The following is a 20,232-nucleotide window of genomic DNA, read 5'->3' on the forward strand; positions in this document are numbered from 1 at the left end:
ATGGCACCCAGCTTCGTGCTTCCCACCCGGCGACCAAGACACTATCCCCGGGCAGTAAAGAAAAAGCCGAAACGCTATGCGTTCCGGCATGTTTGAGGCTTAACTGACGAGCATTACGCCAAAAATGGCGACCTTACGTAAGCTCAGTTTTAGGGTGCGCATTATTGCGCACCTGGCTGAATTACTTCAGTAAAAACGCGCGCAGTTCCGCGAAATCACCCTTCAGATTGTGCGACAGCAGCGGCAAATCAGCACGCTCCGCCAGCTCTTTCGGCAACGGCAATTCCTGGCCTAAAATCTCGTCCACGCTCTCTTTGAACTTGGCTGGATGCGCGGTGCCGAGGAACAGACCATATTCGCCGTCCTGCAAGTTATCGCGCAGCAGACGATAAGCAATCGCCGCGTGCGGTTCAGAGATGTAGCCGATTTCTGCCAGCTCGCGCATGGTGGATTTGGTGGTTTCATCCGATACCGCGCCGTATGCCAGATCGGTCAAACGCCAGGTTTTGCGACGGAACAACTCTTCCACGCGCGGCCAGTTGTTTGGCTGGCTGACATCCATCGCATTCGACAAGGTTGCCACGGTGGCGTTTGGCTGCCATTCGCCGTTGCCGAGGAAACGCGGCACGGTATCGTTGGCATTGGTCGCCGCGATAAAGCGCTTGATCGGCAAGCCGAGTGATTTCGCCAGCAAGCCCGCGGTCAAATCACCGAAGTTACCGCTTGGCACCGACACCACCAGCTGATTGCGTTTCTCTTGTGGCAGTTGCGCTACCGCTTCGAAGTAGTAGCAAATCTGCGCCAGCAAACGGCTGATGTTGATAGAGTTCGCCGAGTTCAGGCCAATCGCCTTTTTCAACTCTTCATCGTCAAACGCCTGTTTCACCAGCGCCTGACACGCATCGAAATCGCCTTCAACCGCGATAGTTTCGATGTTGCCGCCCAGCGTACAGAACAGTTTTTCCTGCAACGGGCTGATTTTGCCTTGCGGATACAAGATCACTACGCGCACGTTTTCCATGCCGTAGAACGCATGCGCCACGGCAGCGCCGGTATCGCCAGAGGTCGCGGTCAGAATGGTGATCTGCTCATCTGCGCCACTGACATACGACAGCATCTGCGCCATGAAGCGGCCGCCGAAATCTTTAAACGCCAGCGTTGGGCCATGGAACAGTTCAAGACACGCCACATCAGCGCTGACTTCCGCCACTGGCGCCGGGAAAGCAAAGGCGTTTTTCACGCGCTCGGCTAACTGATGCGCGGCAATTTCATCACCAATGTAGGCAGACAAAATTTTCGTGCTGCGGCTGACGAAACCCATCTCCAGCATGGCATCGATATCGGTCAGTTCGAATTCCGGCAGTTCGAGCGGGAAAAACAGCCCTTGCTGCGAGCCGAGGCCCTGTTTAACGGCCTGAGCAAAACTAACCTGCTCGTTGTGATCCTTAAGGTTGTAGAGTTTCATGCGTTATCCCAATTTACGTGCGCCAGCCGTATCAAGACGGCAGATATGGACGAAACCTTCTTCATTTTGCAGATAGTGTTGGCTCAGCCAATCTGCCATCCGCTGTGCTGTTGCCATTTCGTTGCAAACAGCGAAAAGTGTCGGGCCGGAACCCGAAATACCGCAAGCCAGCGCGCCAATATCCTGCGCCGCTTTGCGCGCTTCAGCGAAGCCCGGCAGCAGCTTGGTGCGATACGGCTCGGCGATCACATCCTGCATAAGTTTAGCCGCAAGCTCAGGCTGACGGGTATGACAGGCGTGAATAAAGCCCGCCAACAGGCGACCGTGTTTGATGGCATCCTCTTTGCGATATTGTGCCGGCAGAATGGCGCGCGCTTCGGCGGTGGAGACTTTAATCCCCGGATACGCCATCACCCACAGCCATTCATCGAAGCACGGCACGTCCTGACTAATGATGCCATTCTCTTCAATCATCAACTGCACGCCGCCGAGGAAGCACGGCGCGACGTTATCGTAATGTACGCTGCCGGAAATACGCCCTTCCAGCTCGCCCATCAGCGCCAGCAGTTCGGTATCGTTAAGCGGTTTACCACAGAATTCATTCATCGCCATCAAACCCGCGACCACCGAACAAGCGCTAGAACCCAATCCAGAGCCAATCGGCATGTTCTTTTCCAGCGTCATCGCCACCGGAACCTGTTTGCCGATCGCCTGGCAGAAACGTTCCCAGCACTGATAAACGATGTTTTCCTGCGGATTGCTCGGCAGTTTGCTGACAAAGCGCCCGGAGTTCACCAGGCTGAAGCTGTCGGCGGCTGTAACGGAAACGCAATCACCTAATAAGGTGCCATCCACCGGCGAAACCGCCGCGCCCAGCACATCAAAGCCGACGCTGACGTTGCCTATTGAGGCCGGTGCATAAATTTTTACCATCATTAAACTCCCAACTTCCACGACAGCGTACGCAACAGGTCAGCAAACACACCCGCCGCCGTTACATCATTTCCCGCGCCATATCCACGCAGAACCAGCGGGATCGGCTGATAATAGCGGCTGTAAAATGCCAGCGCGTTTTCACCGTTCTTCACTTTGTACAGCGGATCGTTGCCGTCCACCGCATCAATCTTCACTTTGCAGACGCCGCCTTCTTCAATCGCGCCGACGAAGCGTAACACTTTACCTTCGTCACGCGCTTTGGCAACGCGCGCAGCAAAGGCATTATCCAGCTCCGGCAAACGCTGCATAAACTGCTCAACATCGGCGATGTCGGTCAAACTGGCAGGCAGCAACGGTTCGATTTCAATATCGCTTAACTCCAGCTGATGTCCGGCTTCACGCGCCAGAATCAACAGCTTACGCGCCACATCGGTGCCCGAAAGATCGTCACGCGGATCCGGCTCGGTGAAGCCCATTTCGCGCGCCATTTTCGTCGCTTCAGACAGCGAAACGCCTTCATCCAGCTTACCGAAGATAAATGACAGCGAACCCGAAAGAATCCCTGAGAACTTGATCAGTTCGTCCCCAGCGTTCATCAGGTTTTGCAGGTTTTCGATTACCGGCAAACCCGCGCCGACGTTGGTGTCGTAAAGGAATTTACGGCGCGATTTGGCCGCCGCCGCACGCATCTGCTGATAGTAATTCCACGACGAGGTGTTGGCCTTTTTGTTTGGCGTCACCACGTGGAAGCCTTCCGCAAGGAAATCGGCGTACTGATCGGCCACCGCCTGGCTTGAGGTACAATCGACGATCACCGGATTCAGCAGATGATACTCCTTCACCAAACGAATCAATCGGCCGAGATTAAACGGCTCTTTGGCTTCGCTCAGTTCCGCTTTCCAGTTGCTGAGATCGATACCGTGCACGTTGGTTAACAGCGCACGCGAGTTAGCGATACCACACACGCGCAGATCGATATGCTTCTGCTTCAGCCAGGTTTGCTGGCGATACAACTGGTCCAGTAACGCGGCACCGACGCCGCCGACGCCCACTACGAACACTTCGATCACCTGATCGGTGGCGAACAACATCTGATGCACTACGCGCACGCCGGTGGTGACTTCATCATTGCTGACTACAACAGAAATGGAGCGCTCGGATGAACCCTGCGCAATCGCCACGATATTGATGTTGGCGCGTGCCAGCGCCGAGAAGAACTTAGCGGAGATGCCGCGCAGCGTGCGCATGCCATCGCCAACCACTGAAATTACCGCCAGCTGTTCCAGCACATCGAGCGGATCGAGCAAGCCATCTTTCAGCTCAAGATAGAACTCTTCTTCCAATACCCGACGCGCACGCGCCTGCTCGCTTTGCGGTACGCAGAAGCTGATGCTGTATTCGGAAGAGGATTGGGTGATTAACACCACGGAAATGCCGGTGCGTGACATCGCGGCAAACACGCGCGCCGCCATGCCGACCATGCCTTTCATGCCTGGGCCGGAGACGTTGAACATCGCCATGTTATTCAGGTTGGTGATGCCTTTCACCGGATTCTCATCCAGCTCACCTTCGCCACCAATCAAGGTGCCGGGCGCTTGCGGATTCGCGGTATTTTTGATCAGGCAAGGGATCTGGAACTGAGCGATCGGCGCGATGGTGCGTGGATGCAGCACTTTGGCACCGAAGTAGGAAAGCTCCATCGCTTCTTGATATGACATCGACTTCAGCAAGCGCGCATCCGGCACCTGACGTGGATCGCAAGTATATACGCCATCGACGTCAGTCCAGATTTCGCAGCAATCAGCGCGTAAACACGCGGCCAGCACCGCTGCCGAGTAATCCGAACCGTTGCGGCCCAGCACCACTAATTCACCCTTCTCATTTCCGGCGGTGAAACCGGCCATCAGGATGAAGTGATCGGCAGGGATCTGGCTGGCGGCAATGCGGCGAGTAGATTCGGCAATATCCACGGTGGATTCGAGATAGTGACCAATCGCCAGCAGCTTCTCAACGGGATCGATCACGGTGACTTTGTGGCCGCGCGCTTGCAGCAGCGCTTCCATGATGGCAATCGACAGCTTTTCGCCACGGCAAATAATAGCAGCGTTGACCGCATCAGGACATTGTCCCAACAAGCTGATGCCGTGCAGCACTTGTTTCAGCTGTGCGAACTCCAACTCAACGCGGGTTTTCACGCCGTCATAATCGAAGCCCGGTTGTGCGTCACGCAGGCCTTGCAGCAGGTCGGCAAAAATACGTTCGGCATCGCTGATATTCGGCAGCGTATCGAGTCCGCTGATGGTTTTCTCAATCATCGCCACCAGATGATTGGTAATTTTTGCTGGTGCAGAGAGTACGGTCGCAACCTGTCCCTGTTGTGCATTGCTTTCCAGAATATCCGCCACGCGGAGAAAACGTTCCGCATTGGCTACTGAGGTTCCGCCGAATTTCAGCACTCGCATAGTTGAAGCTCTCCTGAATTTTTGCCGAAAAAAAAGCCCGCACTGTTTAGGTGCGGGCTTTTTTCTTTGTTTTTCCTGTATGCGTCAGCCCGCACCGTTACCTGTGGTAATGGTGGTGGTAATAATAATTGTGGTGTTCAGGCTGATTTTACGCATTGAGATTTTTTTCTGTCTGTCTTTGTCTTGTCCGTCTGCCTTCCAGAAGTAAAGCAAAGCGCACGTTAAGTCAACGAATTTGTCTTAACCGCGCCAGCCCCGTGACTGAGCAGAATGGCGCTGGATAACGTGATTGATATTGGGATCGTTCAAGAGATGGCGCGATTTCCCCGATCACTCACTAGCAACTCAGGATTTATCCGAGCAATTATCTATAAGTTTTTTTTCTACGTCGTGCAGCAAACGGTGCAGCATGGCGCTGTCGCGCTGTTCCAACAGCCCAATACGCTGATCGATCCAGTCCACCATTTTGGCGTCATCGCTAACCTCAAGCTTGGCTAACAGCTGATGGAAACGCTCGCGTAACGCCTGCAATTGATGTTGATTGGCCGCTTCAGCGGACGCAGCGGCAACTTGATTGAGCGCCGATAGCTGATAGCAATACACCATCACCGCCTGACCGAGATTAAGCGACGGATAATCATTGGCCATTGGAATGCCGGTCAGCAAATCAACCTGCTCCAGCTCTTCGTTAGTTAAGCCGCTGTCTTCACGGCCGAACACCAGCGCAATGCGGCTCAGCCATTGGCGCTTCTCCTGCAAGATGCTTTCCACCTGCACCGGCGTGGCGTAATAACGGAATTTCGCCCGGCTGCGCGCGGTGGTGGCCACCGAGAAATCAACATCCTTCAGCGCATCACTGAGCGTGGCGAAGGTTTTCACATTGTCGAGGATCTCACCCGCACCGTGCGCCACGCGACGTGCCGCAGGATCTTGCCACGCATCGCTGGCGACAATCCGCAACTCGCTAAATCCCATGGTTTTCATTGCGCGGGCGGCTGCGCCGATATTTTCCGGGCGGGCGGGAGAGACAAGAATTAAGGGGAAATGCATGATTTTTCCATCGAACTGTTAACAACTCGCATTATGTTGGCATGCAGCGGAGAAAATACCAACCGCAGCCGTAATAGAAAATAAGATGTTAAGGATGTTAAAAGAGAAGAAAACAGTCACGCAGAGCAAATTAATGGGCTTAAGCAAAATTAAATCACTTAATGAATATAAAACCCTTTAATTTCAATTTACTGAAATATAATTTCCTGCGTGTTTCGGATTTGGTTATACAGCACTTAGATGTAGCAAAAATGCTGCATTTTGTGAGCTAAACTAGCAATCCTGGAGAAGTTTTTCATAAAAGTGTTAACGTGCTACACTTGCATTTGATATAAGTCAACGAAGCGTTGTTTTTATGCTTATCGGTTGTTGTTGGTGCTGTTAGGTTGCTGTTAATACGGTTAGGATGAGCGCCAGTCCGATACTCTCGGGGCGCGCAAATATCCATCCTGACTGGCTGAGCTAACACTGAAGTTGACGTAGATGGATGGTGTATTCCGAAGATCATTTCGTACACCGGTTGCGCTTGAAAATAGCAACCGCCGTACGCCCTGTTTTCGATTTGTTGGCAAATTTTAGGTAGCGAAACATGCAGACCCCGCACATTCTTATCGTTGAAGACGAACTGGTCACGCGTAACACCCTCAAAAGTATCTTTGAGGCAGAAGGTTACGTGGTCTATGAAGCCACCGACGGCGCCGAGATGCATCAGGTATTGACGGAAAACGACGTCAATCTGGTGATTATGGATATTAACCTGCCAGGTAAAAACGGTTTGCTGCTGGCACGCGAATTGCGTGAACAAGCAAACGTTGCGCTGATGTTCCTGACAGGTCGTGATAATGAAGTAGATAAAATCCTCGGTCTGGAAATCGGTGCCGATGATTACATCACCAAACCTTTCAACCCACGTGAATTAACCATTCGCGCCCGTAACTTGCTGTCGCGCACCATGAATTTGGCGATGCCAAGCGAAGAGCGTCGTTCAGTTGAAAGCTATCGCTTCAACGGCTGGGAATTGGATATCAATAGCCGCTCATTGATCAGCCCGAACGGTGACCAGTACAAGCTGCCGCGCAGTGAATTCCGCGCCATGCTGCACTTCTGCGAAAACCCAGGCAAAATCCAAACGCGTGGCGATTTGCTGAAGAAAATGACCGGTCGCGAGCTGAAGCCGCATGACCGCACCGTGGATGTCACCATCCGCCGTATCCGTAAGCACTTCGAATCCACGCCAGATACGCCAGAAATCATCGCCACCATTCACGGCGAAGGTTACCGTTTCTGCGGTGAATTGCAGGACTAAGATTGCAAGAAAAAACGCCCGCGAGGGCGTTTTTTTATGTCTGCATCAATGCCACGGCATAATCGGCACCGCGCTTAACGCATTCTTCGGCGAACCATCAACCACTTTATCTGAGTAGCTCAGATACACCAGCGCATGACGTTTTTGGTCAAAGAAGCGCACCACCTGCAATTTCTTAAACACCAGCGATGTGCGTTTGCGGAACACCACTTCACCTTGCGCCTTGCCTTGTGCGATTTTATCGCTAAGCTCTACCGGCCCAACCTGTTGGCACGAAATGGCTGCGTCGGAAGTGTCTTCCGCCAAACCTAATCCGCCTTTAATCCCACCGGTTTTTGCCCGGCTGATATAACAGGTTACATTTTTTACGTCGGGGTCATCGAAGGCTTCCACCACGATCTTATGATCGGGGCCAAACATCTTGAAAACGGTGTCAACAGAGCCGATTTCCTCGGCCTGAACGCCCACGCTAAACACATAAGTTGCCAGCGTGACTATAAGAATACGAGCTATTGTCATTGAGTTACCATTGCCAATCGAATAGATGAGAATGTAATGTACTGTCAATCGAACCCAGAACCAAACCTAACGGGCTCCAACCCGCATTGACTTAGCACATTCGATAAATAAACCGCCCCCACGCTTTTGTGCATTTCGTGCTATTATTCGACGACTTCATAGTTGCGCCACCAGAGAGTTATGAGGATGTTTTATGGACCAAGCCGGTATCATTCGCGATTTGCTTGTCTGGCTGGAGAGCCATCTGGACCAACCGCTTTCATTAGATAACGTTGCGCAGAAAGCAGGCTATTCCAAATGGCATCTGCAGCGAATGTTCAAGGAAGTAACCAGCCACGCGATTGGTGCGTACATTCGCGCGCGTCGGCTGTCGAAAGCCGCGGTGGCTTTGCGCTTGACCAGCCGCCCCATCCTCGACATCGCTTTACAATATCGCTTCGATTCACAACAGACCTTCACCCGCGCATTTAAAAAGCAGTTTAACCAAACGCCTGCCTGGTATCGTCGTTCGTCAGAGTGGAATTCTTACGGCATTCGCCCGCCGATTCGCCTCGATGACAACAGCATTCCGGAAGCGCAGTTTGTCACGCTGCCAGAAACGGTGTTGGTCGGCCAAACGCAGAGTTATTCCTGCACGCTGGAACAGATTTCCAGCTATCGCGATGAAATGCGCATCCACTTCTGGAAGCAGTTCCTGCTGGAAACCGACACAGTGCCGCCGGTGCTGTACGGCTTGCATCAGGTACGCGCCAGCCATGAAAAGGATGATGAGCAAGAGATTCTTTACACCACTGCGGTGCCTGCCGATCAGCTGGCGAAAAGCATGCAGTCGAATCAGAGTGTGGTGCTGGAAGCCGGAGATTACGTGCAGTTCACCTATAACGGTGCACGCAGCGCGTTAGGTGAATTTATTCTGTTGCTGTACGGCACCTGCATGCCGACGCTGGGATTGGTGCGCCGCCAGGGTCAGGATATCGAACGCTTCTTCACCCACGGTGGTAAGAAACGCAGCGAGCCGCCAGCAGAAATCCGTTGCGAATACCTGATTCCGATTCGCCCACAAGCGAACCGTTAATAACAAAATGCCGTCGCTAAGACGGCATTTTTGTTTTGGCTTAACGCTGAAGTTCGTCTAACGCAGGCGCATCCAGATGCGACACATCGCCTGCGGTCTCAACCACCCAACCCGCCGCCAACCACGCGCTTTGTTGATGATCGACGCGTGAAATCGAGCAGTTGCGCAGACGCAAACGGCGCTCCGCATGTGCTGGCAATCCAAGAATGGTGCTTACCAACACGCCCAGCGCCATACCGTGGCTGACGATCAGCGGACGGCTCCCGGCGGGCAATTCTAGCAGCGCATTCAACGCTTCATGCATACGCGCCGCCATCTCCGCCATGGATTCACCGCCCGGAATACGCCCGGCGGTGGTGCCGTCCACCAGCGTTTTACGCCAGTTTTCCTCTTCATCGGTCAAACCATCCAGCGGACGCTGTTCCAGGCAACCCATGTTCAGCTCGCGCAAGCGCGCATCGAGCGTCACAGTGCAGCCACAAGCATCGGCGATGATTTCTGCCGTGCGGCGAGTACGTCCTAAATCGCTGGCAATCACGTGGGTAATTCCCAGCGATTTCACGCGTTCGCCCACTTGATAAGCCTGCTGCTCACCTTTTTCCGTTAATGGGCTGTCCGACTGCCCTTGAATGCGTCGAGCCGCATTCCATACCGTTTCGCCGTGTCGAACAAGATAGACCTGTAGCATGCTTAATTTCCGTTATACTGCGACAAATTTGCCTTGAGGGTTCAAACAATTATGTACCATGTTGTCGCAGCCACCATCAACCCGGCAAAAATTCGCGCGATTGCTCAGGCGTTCAACGACGTTTTCGGCGAAGGATCCTGCCACATTGAAGGGGTCGAGGTCGAGAGCGGCGTCGCAGCCCAGCCACTTAGTGATGTTGAAACGCGAACTGGCGCACGCCAACGCGTGGCAAATGCGCGTCAGGAACGTCCACAAGCCGATTATTGGGTGGCGATTGAAGCCGGCATTGAAGGCGATTGCGCCTTTGCCTGGATGGTAGTGGAAAACGCGCAGCAGCGCGGTGAATCCCGTTCTGCCAGCTTTACACTGCCGCCGGTTGTGCTGGCGGGTCTGGCAGAAGGACGTGAATTGGGCGATGAAATGGCCCGCTTAACCGGCGTGGAGAATATCAAACAGAAAGGTGGCGCGATTGGTGCGTTCACGCACGGCTTGTTGAGCCGCTCCAGCGTCTATCATCAGGCATTGATTCTGGCGCTGTGCCCGTTCACGCATCCGTTATATCAACAATAATTAGCGTCCGAGTTGCGCTTCCAGCCAGCGTTTCAGCTCTGGTGGCGCTTCCTTCAGACTGTTCGATCCGCGCGTAATGGTGGCGATGCCGACGCCCAACTCATTCTTCAATTCGCGCTGACTCATTTCACCGTTCATCAACTCTTCGATAATACGCAAACGCGTGCCATAGGATTCGCGCTCATCGGGCGTCATCATCAGCTGTAGCAACGGCAGCGCCACGCCATCGGCAAACGCGTTTTGCATCAATTCGATAAAACGCAGCCAGTTATCTTCAACAGGCTGAGCCGATTGTGGCTGGGAAGAAAGGGGTTGGCTCATGAAGGGCTTCCGTACTCATTAGCGAGTACGGAAGCATAGCACAGTCAATACTGGCGATTCCACTCACTGTCGGCGAGAATCTTGTCCGGCTTGCCCATGAAGTAGCGATAGTAGGCATCGTAGGCCAATACGTTCTTCACGTAGCCACGCGTTTCTGAGAACGGAATGGTCTCGATAAACGCCACCGCATCCAGCTTACCGCCGCTGTTGTTCAGCCAGCTACGCACGCGTCCCGGACCGGCATTGTAGGCCGCCGACGAGAAGATACGGTTTTGACCAAACTGCTGATAGACATACTCCAGATATTGCGTACCGATCTGGATATTGGTCTGCGGATCAAGCAACTGCGCGCTGTTCACATAACCGGGGATGTTATACATCTTCACGGTATGCGTGGCGGTGCCCGGCATCACCTGCATCAATCCGCTGGCACCCACCGGTGAACGCGCTTTGGGATTCCACGCACTTTCCTGACGAGAAATCGCCATCGCATAGCTCTGCGGAATGCCTTTGTCGCTGGTGTATTGCTGATAGAGATTTTTCCACGCCAGCGGGAAGCGCTCTTTCAGGCTGTCCCACATTTTGGCAGTAATGGTGGCCTGCACGCTGAGATCCCACCAATCCTGCTCGTTGGCATAACGCGCCAGCATCTGCTGCTGCGAACGGGTTTTGCTGGAGATCAGATTAGCCCACTCGCTGCGCGCCAGATTATCCAATCCCCAATACATCAGCTCACGCACGCGCGCCATTTCCGCGCCCTGCACCACGCTGTTATCGGCAGAAGGCGCTTGATCGACCTGCAACGGATACTCCACGCCAAGACGTTGCGCCGCCACCATGGGATAGAAGCCACGCGCCTGCATCAGCTTGCGCAGAATCTCATTGGCCTCGTCTTTGCGGCCCTGAGAAATCAGTAAATCCGCCTGCCAGTATTGCCACTCATCTTTCTCTTTGGCTTCAACCGGCAAACGCGCGATCCAGGTATTGAGACCACGGCGATCGTTCTGGCTCAGCGCCAAACGCACGCGACGTTCCACCAGCGCGGTGGATTCGCTATTCATCACCACCGCATCACGCCAGCGCGCCTGCTCGCTGGTGAGATCCGCGCCCATCATGCGCCACACCACGGTTTCTTTCAGATCCTGCTCTTCGGCCTGGCTCATTTTCTGCGCCTGCACCAACTGCGGAATCATCATACGCGCGTTATCCATGTCTTCACGCGCCACGCGGGCGAAGGCATAGCTGGTTGCCATGCGGGTGAAATCGGTCGGCCCCATGGTGCTAGCAAAGGTGGTGACGGTTTGCGGATTCTGCTGCAAAGCAATCAAGGCGCTGGCGGTGGTTTGATAATCCGCTGGCAGCATTTTCGCCAGATAGTTGACCAGGCTATCGTTACCGGCTTTCATCGCCAGACGAATGCGCTCAAGAATGGTGATTGGCGAAAGTTGCCCGCTGGCTTGCCATACTGAAAACAGCTTGTCGCAGTCATTCGGTAATGCGGTGCCGCGCAGCCAAATCTCTTTCGCCCCTTCGAACGCCGCCTGCTGCTGACCGGTTGCCCATTTGGCGTAATACCAGTTACAGCGCGCCTGCACCGGTTTAGGTTCTTCCGGGCTGAAGCTCAGCACGCCGGGCCAATCCTGACGATTCGCCAGCACATTGATAAAACGCGTCGACAGCGAACGCGCCGGGGGCAGCGTCGGATATTGTTGAATAAAGTTTTTTACCGCCAGCGGCGTCTCTTGATCGAGATCCTGCGCCAGCAAGCGATATTGCAAATACGGGTAGAGCGGATAATCCTGCAACGTTGGCATCAGTTGCGTCACCTGGTCCATCTGTTTGTTATCCCAGGCTTGCTTGATTTGCGCATAGCGCTGTCGCTGTTGATCCAATGAGTCAGCCCACGCGCTGCCGGCCGTGCTGACAAGACAAATCCCTATCATCCAGTTACGCCACTTCTCCACTCTGCTCTCCTCTCACTGCTACGGTCCAGCTCATGCCAGACTTCCTTCATGCTAACCAGGCCAACCGCCTCTTGCCATGTTCTTCACAAAATTTACGCTGGCGCACCGCCATTGCACACCCTTTGCGCCGCAACTGTGCAATTTATCATCAGAAAAACTTATTACACATCAACTAATTAATTGCATTCATCGACTTACAAAAATGGCACGCGCTTTGCTCTGTTGAATTCCATCTTGTATACCAGTTGGAATTCACTCATGGCATCGACCTTTGGCTTCACGCTGCAGGATTGGCAACGCAGCTACCAGCAAGATCCACAGCAAATCACCTCACTGTTGGCGGCACATCTTGACGCTATCGACGCGCAGGATAACGCATGGCTGTATCTCGCCACGCCCGCGCAGTTGCAGGCACAAATCGAACCTTTGCTGGCGAGCTATCTGCGCAATCCAGCTGCACTGCCGCTGTTCGGCGTGCCGTTTGCCGTAAAAGACAATATTGATGTGGCCGGTTGGCCGACCAGCGCCGCTTGCCCGGCCTTCACTTATACCGCCGAGGCCGATGCCTTTGTCGTCGCACAATTGAAAGCCGCTGGTGCGATAGTGATTGGCAAAACCAACCTCGATCAATACGCCACCGGTTTAGTCGGCACGCGCTCACCATTTGGTGCGGTGTGTAACACCTTCAATCCTGACTATGTCAGCGGCGGTTCCAGTTCCGGTTCGGCGTCGGTATTAGCGCGCGGCTTGGTGGGCTTCTCGCTGGGTACCGATACCGCCGGATCGGGCCGCGTGCCTGCCGGTTTCAACAACATTGTGGGCCTTAAGCCGACCAAAGGTTGGTTCTCTGCCAGCGGTGTGGTTCCGGCTTGCCGCCTCAATGACACCATTTCCGTGTTCGCTTTAACCGTGCAAGATGCTTTCGCGGTCGCGACTGCCGCCGGTGGTTACGATGCGGGCGATGCCTATTCACGCAGCAATCCGCATAGCGCGCCCGCCAGCTTCAAAGCACAACCCGATTTCGCCATTCCGGCAACGCCAGAATTCTTCGGCGATAAACAAGCTGAAGGCGCGTGGCTGGCGGCGCTGGAACAACTGCAAGCGGGCGGCGCCACGCTGCATCCGATTGATTTCAGCATATTCCATCAATTAGCTGAACAGCTCTATTACGGCCCGTGGGTTGCCGAGCGCACCGTGGCGGTGGGCGAGATGATTAATCGCCCGGAAGAGATGGATTCGGTGGTGTACGGCATTGTCAGCAGCGGCCTGAAATACACCGCAGTAGAAGCCTATCAAGCGGAATATCTGCGTGCCGAACTGACGCGTCAAATTCAGCAAACGCTGGCGCAGTTTGATGCGCTGGTGGTACCGACCTCGCCGACCATTCACACGCTGGCCGAAATGCAACAAGAGCCGGTGCACTACAACTCGCAGTTTGGCACTTACACCAACTTCACCAACCTCGCCGATCTCAGCGCATTGGCGCTGCCAGCGCCGTTCCGCGCAGACGGTTTGCCAGCTGGCATCACGCTGATCGCGCCGGCCTGGCAAGATCGCGCATTGGCCGGTTTTGGCCTGCGCTGGCAGCAACAGATGGCGCTGCCGCTCGGCGCGACCGGCAAAGTCGCTCCGGCGCAAACAAGCGCGCTGCCGGTGTCGCCGGATCACGTACGCGTCGCAGTGGTCGGCGCGCATCTCACCGGCATGCCGCTCAACTTCCAGCTCACTACACGCCAGGCAGTGCTAGTGGAAGAGACGCAAACCGCCAGCCATTACCGCCTGTTCGCCCTGCTCGATGGCCCGATCAAAAAGCCGGGGCTGCTGCGCGGCGAAAGCGGTGCGGCGATCACCGTGGAGTTGTGGGATATCCCGCTGGCGCGCTTTGGCGAATTCGTGGCGGAAATCCCGGCACCGCTCGGCATTGGTTCACTGACGCTGATCGATGGACGCGTAGTGAAGGGCTTTATCTGTGAACCGGCGGTGCTCGCGCAGGCGCTGGAAATTACCGAATTTGGCGGCTGGCGCAACTGGCTGGCTTCTCTGGGGAGTAAATAACCATGTTCAGCACCGTTCTGATTGCTAACCGTGGCGAAATCGCCTGCCGCGCCATCCGCACCCTAAAACGCCTCGGCGTGAAAAGCGTTGCCGTCTATTCCGATGCTGACCGTAACGCGCGTCACGTCAAAGAAGCCGATGTGGCGATTGCACTGGGCGGCGACAAGGCCAGCGACAGCTATTTGCGCATCGATAAAATCCTCGCCGCCGCGCAGGAAACCGGCGCCGAAGCGATTTGGCCGGGCTACGGCTTCCTGTCGGAAAGCTTGCCGTTTGCCGATGCCTGTGAAAAAGCCGGTATCGCTTTTGTCGGTCCAACCGCGCAGCAGATTGGCGAGTTTGGCCTAAAACACCGTGCGCGCGAATTAGCCGCCAGCGCTGGGGTGCCGATGACGCCAGGCACACCGTTGTTGAGTTCACTGGAAGAAGCGTTAAGCGCTGCCGACACCGTCGGTTATCCGGTGATGCTGAAAAGCACCGCGGGCGGCGGCGGCATTGGCCTGACGCGTTGCGCCGATGCCGATGCGCTGAGCAATGCGTGGGAAAGTGTCCGTCGCCTCGGCGAACAGTTCTTCAGCGATGCAGGCGTGTTTCTGGAGCGTTGCATCGATCGCGCACGTCACGTTGAAGTGCAGATTTTTGGCGACGGCAGCGGCAAAGTGATCGCCCTTGGCGAACGCGATTGCTCGTTACAGCGCCGCAACCAGAAAGTGGTGGAAGAAACCCCGGCACCGAATCTGCCACAAGCCACGCGTGAAGCCTTGCTCTCCTCGGCGGTACGTCTCGGCGAACTGGTGAATTATCGCAGCGCCGGCACCGTGGAATACATCTACGATGCCGAGCAAGATGCGTTTTACTTCCTCGAAGTCAACACCCGCTTGCAGGTGGAACATCCGGTGACCGAATGCGTTACCGGCCTCGATTTGGTCGAGTGCATGCTGAAAGTGGCGGCGGGCGATGCGATTGACTGGCCGCGTCTACAACAAGCGCCGCAAGGTGCCTCGATTGAAGTGCGTATTTACGCCGAAGATCCGCTGAAAAACTTCCAGCCAAGTCCCGGCGTATTAACCGGCGTGAGTTTCCCGGACGATGTGCGCGTCGATGGCTGGATTGATACCGGCACCGAAGTCTCGGCGTATTACGATCCGATGGTCGCCAAACTGATTGTGCATGCCGATACGCGTGAAGCCGCACTGGACAAAATGCAGCAAGCGCTGGGCGCCACCCAATTGCACGGCATCGCCACCAACCTCGACTACCTGCGCCAGATCGTTGCTACCGAAGCCTTCCACAGCGGCAAAGTCTGGACGCGCTTCCTCGACAGCTTCACGCCGTCCGCCAGCGTGATTGAAGTGCTGCAACCCGGCACGTTCAGCAGCATTCAGGATTTCCCCGGCCGTCTTGGCTACTGGGACATCGGCGTGCCGCCATCCGGCCCGATGGACGATTTCGCCTTCCGTCTGGCCAACCGCATTGTCGGTAACCACGACAGCGCTGCCGGTCTGGAATTCACCCTGCAAGGTCCAACGTTGCGCTTCCACAGCGATGCGGTGATCGCGCTAACTGGTGCAGACTGCCCGGCTGATGTTGATGGTGAAAGCATCGAATATTGGCAGCCGATCAACGTCAAAGCGGGCCAAATCCTGACGCTTGGCCGTGCGCAAAGCGGTTGCCGCACCTATTTAGCAGTGCGCAACGGTTTCGACGTGCCGGAATATCTCGGCAGCCGCGCCACCTTCTCGCTCGGTCAGTTTGGCGGCCACGCCGGACGCACCTTGCGCGTGGCTGACATGCTGCCAATTTCCCAGCCGCAACTGGCGGCCTGCACTACGCCAGCGCCAGTTAGCGAACCGCAAGCACTTGATCACGCATTGGTGCCGCATTACGGCAACGAATGGCGCATCGGCGTGCTGTACGGACCGCACGGCGCACCGGACTTCTTCACCCAGGCGGCGATTGACGAGTTCTTCGCCAGCGACTGGCAAGTCCATTACAACTCCAACCGCCTCGGCGTGCGTTTGGTGGGACCAAAACCAAGCTGGACACGCGCCAACGGCGGCGAAGCGGGCCTGCATCCTTCTAACGTGCACGACTGCGAATACGCGATTGGCGCGGTGAACTTCACCGGCGACTTCCCGGTGATCCTGACGCATGACGGCCCAAGTCTCGGCGGCTTCGTTTGCCCGGTGACCATCGCCAAAGCGGAACTGTGGAAAGTCGGTCAGGTAAAACCAGGCGATAAAATCCGTTTCCATCCAATCAGCGCCGAAGAAGCAGTTGCGCTGGAAAAAGCCCAGGCGCACAGCGTGGAAAGTCTGCGTAGCACCCACGCGCCAGCATTTGAAGTACCGTCGCTGGCCGCCAGCGACATCGGTTCAGCCACTTTGTTAGCGGCGCTACCGGCCAGTGCCACCACGCCAGCGGCGGTGTATCGCCAGGCCGGCGACAAATATGTGCTGATTGAATATGGCGACAACGTGCTGGATCTGGCGCTGCGTCTGCGCGTGCATCTGCTGATGAATGCGCTGCGTGAGCGCGCAGTGCCGGGCGTGGAAGAGTTATCGCCGGGCGTANGTGCTGGATCTGGCGCTGCGTCTGCGCGTGCATCTGCTGATGAATGCGCTGCGTGAGCGCGCAGTGCCGGGCGTGGAAGAGTTATCGCCGGGCGTACGTTCATTGCAGGTGCGCTACGACAGCCTGATTCTCAGCCAAAAACAGTTGATGAACCTGCTGCTGGAAATCGAAGCCGGACTCGGCGACGTCAGTCAGTTGAAAGTGCCATCGCGCATTGTGTGGATGCCAATGGCCTTCGAAGACAGCGCCACGCTCGGCGCGGTTGAGCGCTACCAGGAAACGGTGTGCGCCACTGCGCCGTGGCTGCCAAACAACGTCGATTTCATCCAGCGCATTAACGGCTTAGAGAGCCGCGAAGCGGTGCGCGACACCCTTTTCGACGCCAGCTATCTGATTCTCGGCCTCGGCGATGTCTATCTCGGCGCGCCGTGTGCGGTGCCGATTGATCCACGCCATCGCTTGCTCAGTTCGAAATACAGCCCAGCGCGCACCTTTACCGCTGAAGGCACCGTCGGCATTGGCGGCATGTACATGTGCATCTACGGCATGGATTCGCCAGGCGGCTATCAGCTGGTCGGCCGTACGCTGCCGATCTGGAACAAATTCCTGAAGAACGATCAATTCGCTGCCGACGAACCGTGGCTGCTGCACTTCTTCGATCAGGTGCGCTTCTATCCGGTTACCGAAGATGAACTGACGCAACTGCGCGATGACTTCCGCGAAGGCCGCGCCCGCGTACGCATCGAAGAAACGGTATTCGACTTCGCCGCGCATCACCAATTCCTCGCCGAAAACGCCGATTCGATCAGCGATTTCCGCCAGCGCCAATCTGCCGCCTTCGAGCAAGAAGTAACGCTGTGGGCGCAGGAAGAGCAGAACGCGCCGCTGACCAGCGAAGAAACGCTCGACGTGGTTGCGGCCGACGACGATGCGCTGGCGGTGTGCGCCGATATGAACGGCAACATCTGGAAAGTGTTGGTGCAGCCGGGCGATGCGGTGGAAGCCGGTCAAACGCTGATCATCGTCGAAGCGATGAAAATGGAACTGGCGATTGTCGCGCCGCAGAGCGGCACGGTGAAACGCATTGCCTGCCAGGCAGGACGTCCGGTGAGTCCGGGCGATGCCCTACTGTGGCTGGAATAAGGAGTCGCTATGAACACCAGTCCTCGCAGCAAAGGTCGTCCAGAAGCGCTGGCCGAAAAGGTTTATCAGGCGCTGAAGCAGGACATTTTTGAGTTCCGCCTGATGCCGGGCGACCGTTTCAGCGAAAACGAAATCGCCGATCGGCTGGAGGTCAGCCGTACGCCGGTACGTCAGGCGCTGTTTTGGCTGGAGCGTGAGGGCTACGTCGAAGTGTGGTTCCGCAGCGGTTGGCAGGTGAAGCCGTTCGACTTCGAATATTTCGAAGAGTTGTACGACTTCCGCACCGTGCTGGAGTGCGAAGCGGTGCGGCGTCTGTGCGCGCAGCCCACTGCGCAATGTGCAGAAACCTTAACCGCGCTGAAAAGCTTCTGGATCGATGCCGCGCCGTTGGACGACGGCAAAGCGGTATCCGCGCAGGATGAAGCCTTTCACATGGCGCTGGTAGCCGCCGCGGGCAATCAGGAGATGGCGCGGATTCACGCCGAGTTAACCGAAAAAATTCGCATCATTCGCCGTCTCGATTTCACCCGTGACGACCGAATGGAGGCGACGTACCGCGAGCACGCCCAGATTCTACGGGCGATTTTCCAGCAACAAACCGAGGAGGCGCAGCGCATTTTAACCGACCACATTGCCGTGAGTAAGGCAGAGGTCAGAAAGATCACATTGCATATGTTACAGCAGGCCCGACTTCAACCTATTGAATAACAACACAAACATAGTTAGGGGTTTACTGATGAAAAGACGTTCATTGCTCAAGGCTTTCGCGCTCTCTGCCTCGGTGGCCAGCATGGGCTTTGCCTTTGCGGCCCAGGCTGCTGACACCATTAAGGTCGGCATTATGTCCTCGCTCTCCGGCACCATGGCGATCTCGGAAACGCCATTGAAGGATGTGGCGTTAATGACCATCGATGAGATCAACGCCAAGGGCGGCGTGCTGGGCAAAAAGCTCGAACCGGTGGTGGTCGATCCGGCCTCTAACTGGCCGCTGTTCGCCGAGAAAGCGCGCCAATTGCTGACGCAAGATAAAGTCGCGGCGGTATTTGGTTGCTGGACGTCGGTATCGCGTAAATCGGTGCTGCCGGTGTTTGAGGAACTGAACGGTCTGCTGTTCTATCCGGTGCAATATGAAGGCGAAGAGATGTCGCCGAACGTGTTCTACACCGGCGCCGCGCCCAACCAACAGGCGATCCCGGCAGTGGAATACTTGATGAGTGAAGATGGCGGCAGCGCCAAACGCTTCTTCCTGCTGGGAACCGATTACGTCTATCCGCGTACCACCAACAAGATTCTGCGCGCCTTCCTGCACAGCAAAGGCGTGCAGGATAAAGACATCGAAGAAGTGTATACGCCGTTTGGTTACAGCGATTATCAGACCATCGTTTCTAACATTAAGAAGTTCTCTGCCGGTGGCAAAACCGCAGTGATCTCCACCATCAACGGCGACTCCAACGTACCGTTCTACAAAGAGCTGGCTAACCAGGGCATCAAAGCCACCGATATTCCCGTGATCGCCTTCTCGGTCGGCGAGGAAGAACTGCGCGGCATTGATACCAAACCGCTGGTCGGTCAGTTAGCGGCGTGGAACTACTTCGAGTCGGTGGATAACCCAACCAACGCCAAGTTTGTCGCTGATTATCGTGCTTACGCCAAGGCGCATAACCTGCCGAACGCCAACACCGTGGTAACCAACGATCCGATGGAAGCAACCTATGTGGGCCTGCATATGTGGGCGCAGGCGGTCGAGAAAGCCGGCACCACCGACGTGGATAAAGTGCGTGCGGCAATGGCCGGACAAACCTTCAAAGCGCCGGACGGTTTCACCTTGACCATGGATAAAACCAACCACCATCTGCATAAGCCAGTGATGATTGGCGAAGTGGAAGAGAACGGCCAGTTCAACGTGGTGTGGCAGACCGAGCAGCCAGTGCGCGCGCAGCCGTGGAGCCCGTACATCGCCGGTAACGATAAGAAGCCGGATCATCCCGTGAAATCAACGCAGTAAGTAACAGCGGTCGCCATAAATGGCGACCCTACAAGATTGTGCGGACCGTAGGGTCGCCATTTATGGTGACCTTCATTATGGCCGCATCGCCCGTTCCAC

15 protein-coding genes, 1 pseudogene and 1 other annotated feature are annotated in these 20,232 nt (G+C 55.7%); of the genes and pseudogenes, 7 read left to right on the forward strand and 9 right to left on the reverse strand.

The annotated features are described in order from the left end of the window. Positions 1-181 precede the first annotated feature (181 nt). The 5 genes from thrC to ACPUC7_RS21565 form a co-directional block, all read right to left on the reverse strand. Entirely contained in the window at positions 182-1,465 is a 1,284-nt protein-coding gene (thrC, locus tag ACPUC7_RS21545; protein WP_494924468.1) for a threonine synthase, read from the reverse strand. Positions 1,466-1,468: 3 nt separating this feature from the next. Next, positions 1,469-2,398 carry a homoserine kinase gene (thrB, locus tag ACPUC7_RS21550; RefSeq protein ID WP_494924534.1) on the reverse strand — a complete coding sequence of 310 codons (930 nt, stop codon included), beginning with the start codon at positions 2,396-2,398 and terminating at the stop codon, positions 1,469-1,471. 2 nt (positions 2,399-2,400) lie between these two features. After that, positions 2,401-4,863, reverse strand: coding sequence for a bifunctional aspartate kinase/homoserine dehydrogenase I (thrA, locus tag ACPUC7_RS21555; protein WP_494924469.1), 2,463 nt, complete (start codon positions 4,861-4,863; stop codon positions 2,401-2,403). A gap of 26 nt (positions 4,864-4,889) precedes the next feature. Then, positions 4,890-5,012, reverse strand: a sequence feature (Thr leader region). Further along, on the reverse strand, positions 4,948-5,019 hold the full coding sequence (gene thrL, locus ACPUC7_RS21560; protein WP_313857581.1) for a thr operon leader peptide: 72 nt from the start codon (positions 5,017-5,019) through the stop codon (positions 4,948-4,950). It overlaps the preceding feature by 65 nt. Before the next feature lie 189 nt (positions 5,020-5,208). Then, on the reverse strand, positions 5,209-5,913 hold the full coding sequence (locus ACPUC7_RS21565) for a tRNA/rRNA methyltransferase (protein ID WP_494924470.1): 705 nt from the start codon (positions 5,911-5,913) through the stop codon (positions 5,209-5,211). A 589-nt stretch (positions 5,914-6,502) separates the two neighbouring features. On the opposite strand from ACPUC7_RS21565, the gene arcA reads away from it, so the two are divergent. Beyond that, the gene (gene arcA, locus ACPUC7_RS21570) at positions 6,503-7,219 is read left to right on the forward strand and encodes a two-component system response regulator ArcA (protein WP_343554133.1); all 717 of its coding nucleotides are present in this window, start codon (positions 6,503-6,505) and stop codon (positions 7,217-7,219) included. Between the two features lie 45 nt (positions 7,220-7,264). Here arcA and creA read toward each other — a convergent pair whose 3' ends face one another. Next, positions 7,265-7,738 (reverse strand): protein CreA, encoded by a 474-nt coding sequence (gene creA / locus ACPUC7_RS21575; RefSeq protein WP_343554134.1) that lies wholly within the window; start codon positions 7,736-7,738, stop codon positions 7,265-7,267. A gap of 193 nt (positions 7,739-7,931) precedes the next feature. On the opposite strand from creA, the gene robA reads away from it, so the two are divergent. Next, positions 7,932-8,813: an MDR efflux pump AcrAB transcriptional activator RobA gene (gene robA, locus ACPUC7_RS21580; RefSeq protein ID WP_343554135.1), complete on the forward strand. Its 882-nt coding sequence runs from the start codon at positions 7,932-7,934 to the stop codon at positions 8,811-8,813. Positions 8,814-8,853: 40 nt separating this feature from the next. Here robA and gpmB read toward each other — a convergent pair whose 3' ends face one another. Next, positions 8,854-9,501: a 2,3-diphosphoglycerate-dependent phosphoglycerate mutase GpmB gene (gene gpmB, locus ACPUC7_RS21585; protein WP_494924471.1), complete on the reverse strand. Its 648-nt coding sequence runs from the start codon at positions 9,499-9,501 to the stop codon at positions 8,854-8,856. Between the two features lie 51 nt (positions 9,502-9,552). Here gpmB and yjjX point away from each other — a divergent pair, with 51 nt between their 5' ends. Then, the gene (yjjX, locus tag ACPUC7_RS21590) at positions 9,553-10,071 is read left to right on the forward strand and encodes an inosine/xanthosine triphosphatase (protein WP_494924472.1); all 519 of its coding nucleotides are present in this window, start codon (positions 9,553-9,555) and stop codon (positions 10,069-10,071) included. Here yjjX and trpR read toward each other — a convergent pair whose 3' ends face one another. Together trpR and sltY are read right to left on the reverse strand one after the other, a co-directional pair. Further along, a complete protein-coding gene (gene trpR / locus ACPUC7_RS21595) occupies positions 10,072-10,392 on the reverse strand; it encodes a trp operon repressor (protein WP_343554137.1) in 321 nt (106 codons plus the stop codon). It abuts the gene before it with no gap. 44 nt (positions 10,393-10,436) lie between these two features. Next, the gene (gene sltY / locus ACPUC7_RS21600; RefSeq protein WP_494924473.1) at positions 10,437-12,356 is read right to left on the reverse strand and encodes a murein transglycosylase; all 1,920 of its coding nucleotides are present in this window, start codon (positions 12,354-12,356) and stop codon (positions 10,437-10,439) included. 258 nt (positions 12,357-12,614) lie between these two features. On the opposite strand from sltY, the gene atzF reads away from it, so the two are divergent. The 4 genes and pseudogenes from atzF to urtA all read left to right on the forward strand — a co-directional run bounded on the left by atzF (position 12,615) and on the right by urtA (position 20,133). Beyond that, a complete protein-coding gene (gene atzF, locus ACPUC7_RS21605; protein ID WP_494924474.1) occupies positions 12,615-14,411 on the forward strand; it encodes an allophanate hydrolase in 1,797 nt (598 codons plus the stop codon). Between the two features lie 2 nt (positions 14,412-14,413). Then, a pseudogene (gene uca, locus ACPUC7_RS21610) lies at positions 14,414-18,128 on the forward strand (urea carboxylase). Between the two features lie 9 nt (positions 18,129-18,137). Beyond that, positions 18,138-18,836 carry a GntR family transcriptional regulator gene (locus tag ACPUC7_RS21615; protein WP_494924475.1) on the forward strand — a complete coding sequence of 233 codons (699 nt, stop codon included), beginning with the start codon at positions 18,138-18,140 and terminating at the stop codon, positions 18,834-18,836. A 28-nt stretch (positions 18,837-18,864) separates the two neighbouring features. Then, positions 18,865-20,133, forward strand: a complete 1,269-nt coding sequence (gene urtA / locus ACPUC7_RS21620) for an urea ABC transporter substrate-binding protein (protein ID WP_097094999.1) — start codon at positions 18,865-18,867, stop codon at positions 20,131-20,133. Positions 20,134-20,232: the final 99 nt, after the last annotated feature.

Source organism: Pantoea sp. CFCC18179, from assembly GCF_059412405.1.

Coding starts and splice junctions, on each gene's coding strand:
- thrA (WP_494924469.1), bottom strand. CDS start 4,863: ATGCGAGTGCTGAAATTCGGCGGAACCTCAGTAGCCAATGCGGAACGT.
- arcA (WP_343554133.1), top strand. CDS start 6,503: ATGCAGACCCCGCACATTCTTATCGTTGAAGACGAACTGGTCACGCGT.
- creA (WP_343554134.1), bottom strand. CDS start 7,738: ATGACAATAGCTCGTATTCTTATAGTCACGCTGGCAACTTATGTGTTT.
- ACPUC7_RS21615 (WP_494924475.1), top strand. CDS start 18,138: ATGAACACCAGTCCTCGCAGCAAAGGTCGTCCAGAAGCGCTGGCCGAA.
- thrC (WP_494924468.1), bottom strand. CDS start 1,465: ATGAAACTCTACAACCTTAAGGATCACAACGAGCAGGTTAGTTTTGCT.
- yjjX (WP_494924472.1), top strand. CDS start 9,553: ATGTACCATGTTGTCGCAGCCACCATCAACCCGGCAAAAATTCGCGCG.
- robA (WP_343554135.1), top strand. CDS start 7,932: ATGGACCAAGCCGGTATCATTCGCGATTTGCTTGTCTGGCTGGAGAGC.
- atzF (WP_494924474.1), top strand. CDS start 12,615: ATGGCATCGACCTTTGGCTTCACGCTGCAGGATTGGCAACGCAGCTAC.
- ACPUC7_RS21565 (WP_494924470.1), bottom strand. CDS start 5,913: ATGCATTTCCCCTTAATTCTTGTCTCTCCCGCCCGCCCGGAAAATATC.
- trpR (WP_343554137.1), bottom strand. CDS start 10,392: ATGAGCCAACCCCTTTCTTCCCAGCCACAATCGGCTCAGCCTGTTGAA.
- urtA (WP_097094999.1), top strand. CDS start 18,865: ATGAAAAGACGTTCATTGCTCAAGGCTTTCGCGCTCTCTGCCTCGGTG.
- thrB (WP_494924534.1), bottom strand. CDS start 2,398: ATGGTAAAAATTTATGCACCGGCCTCAATAGGCAACGTCAGCGTCGGC.
- gpmB (WP_494924471.1), bottom strand. CDS start 9,501: ATGCTACAGGTCTATCTTGTTCGACACGGCGAAACGGTATGGAATGCG.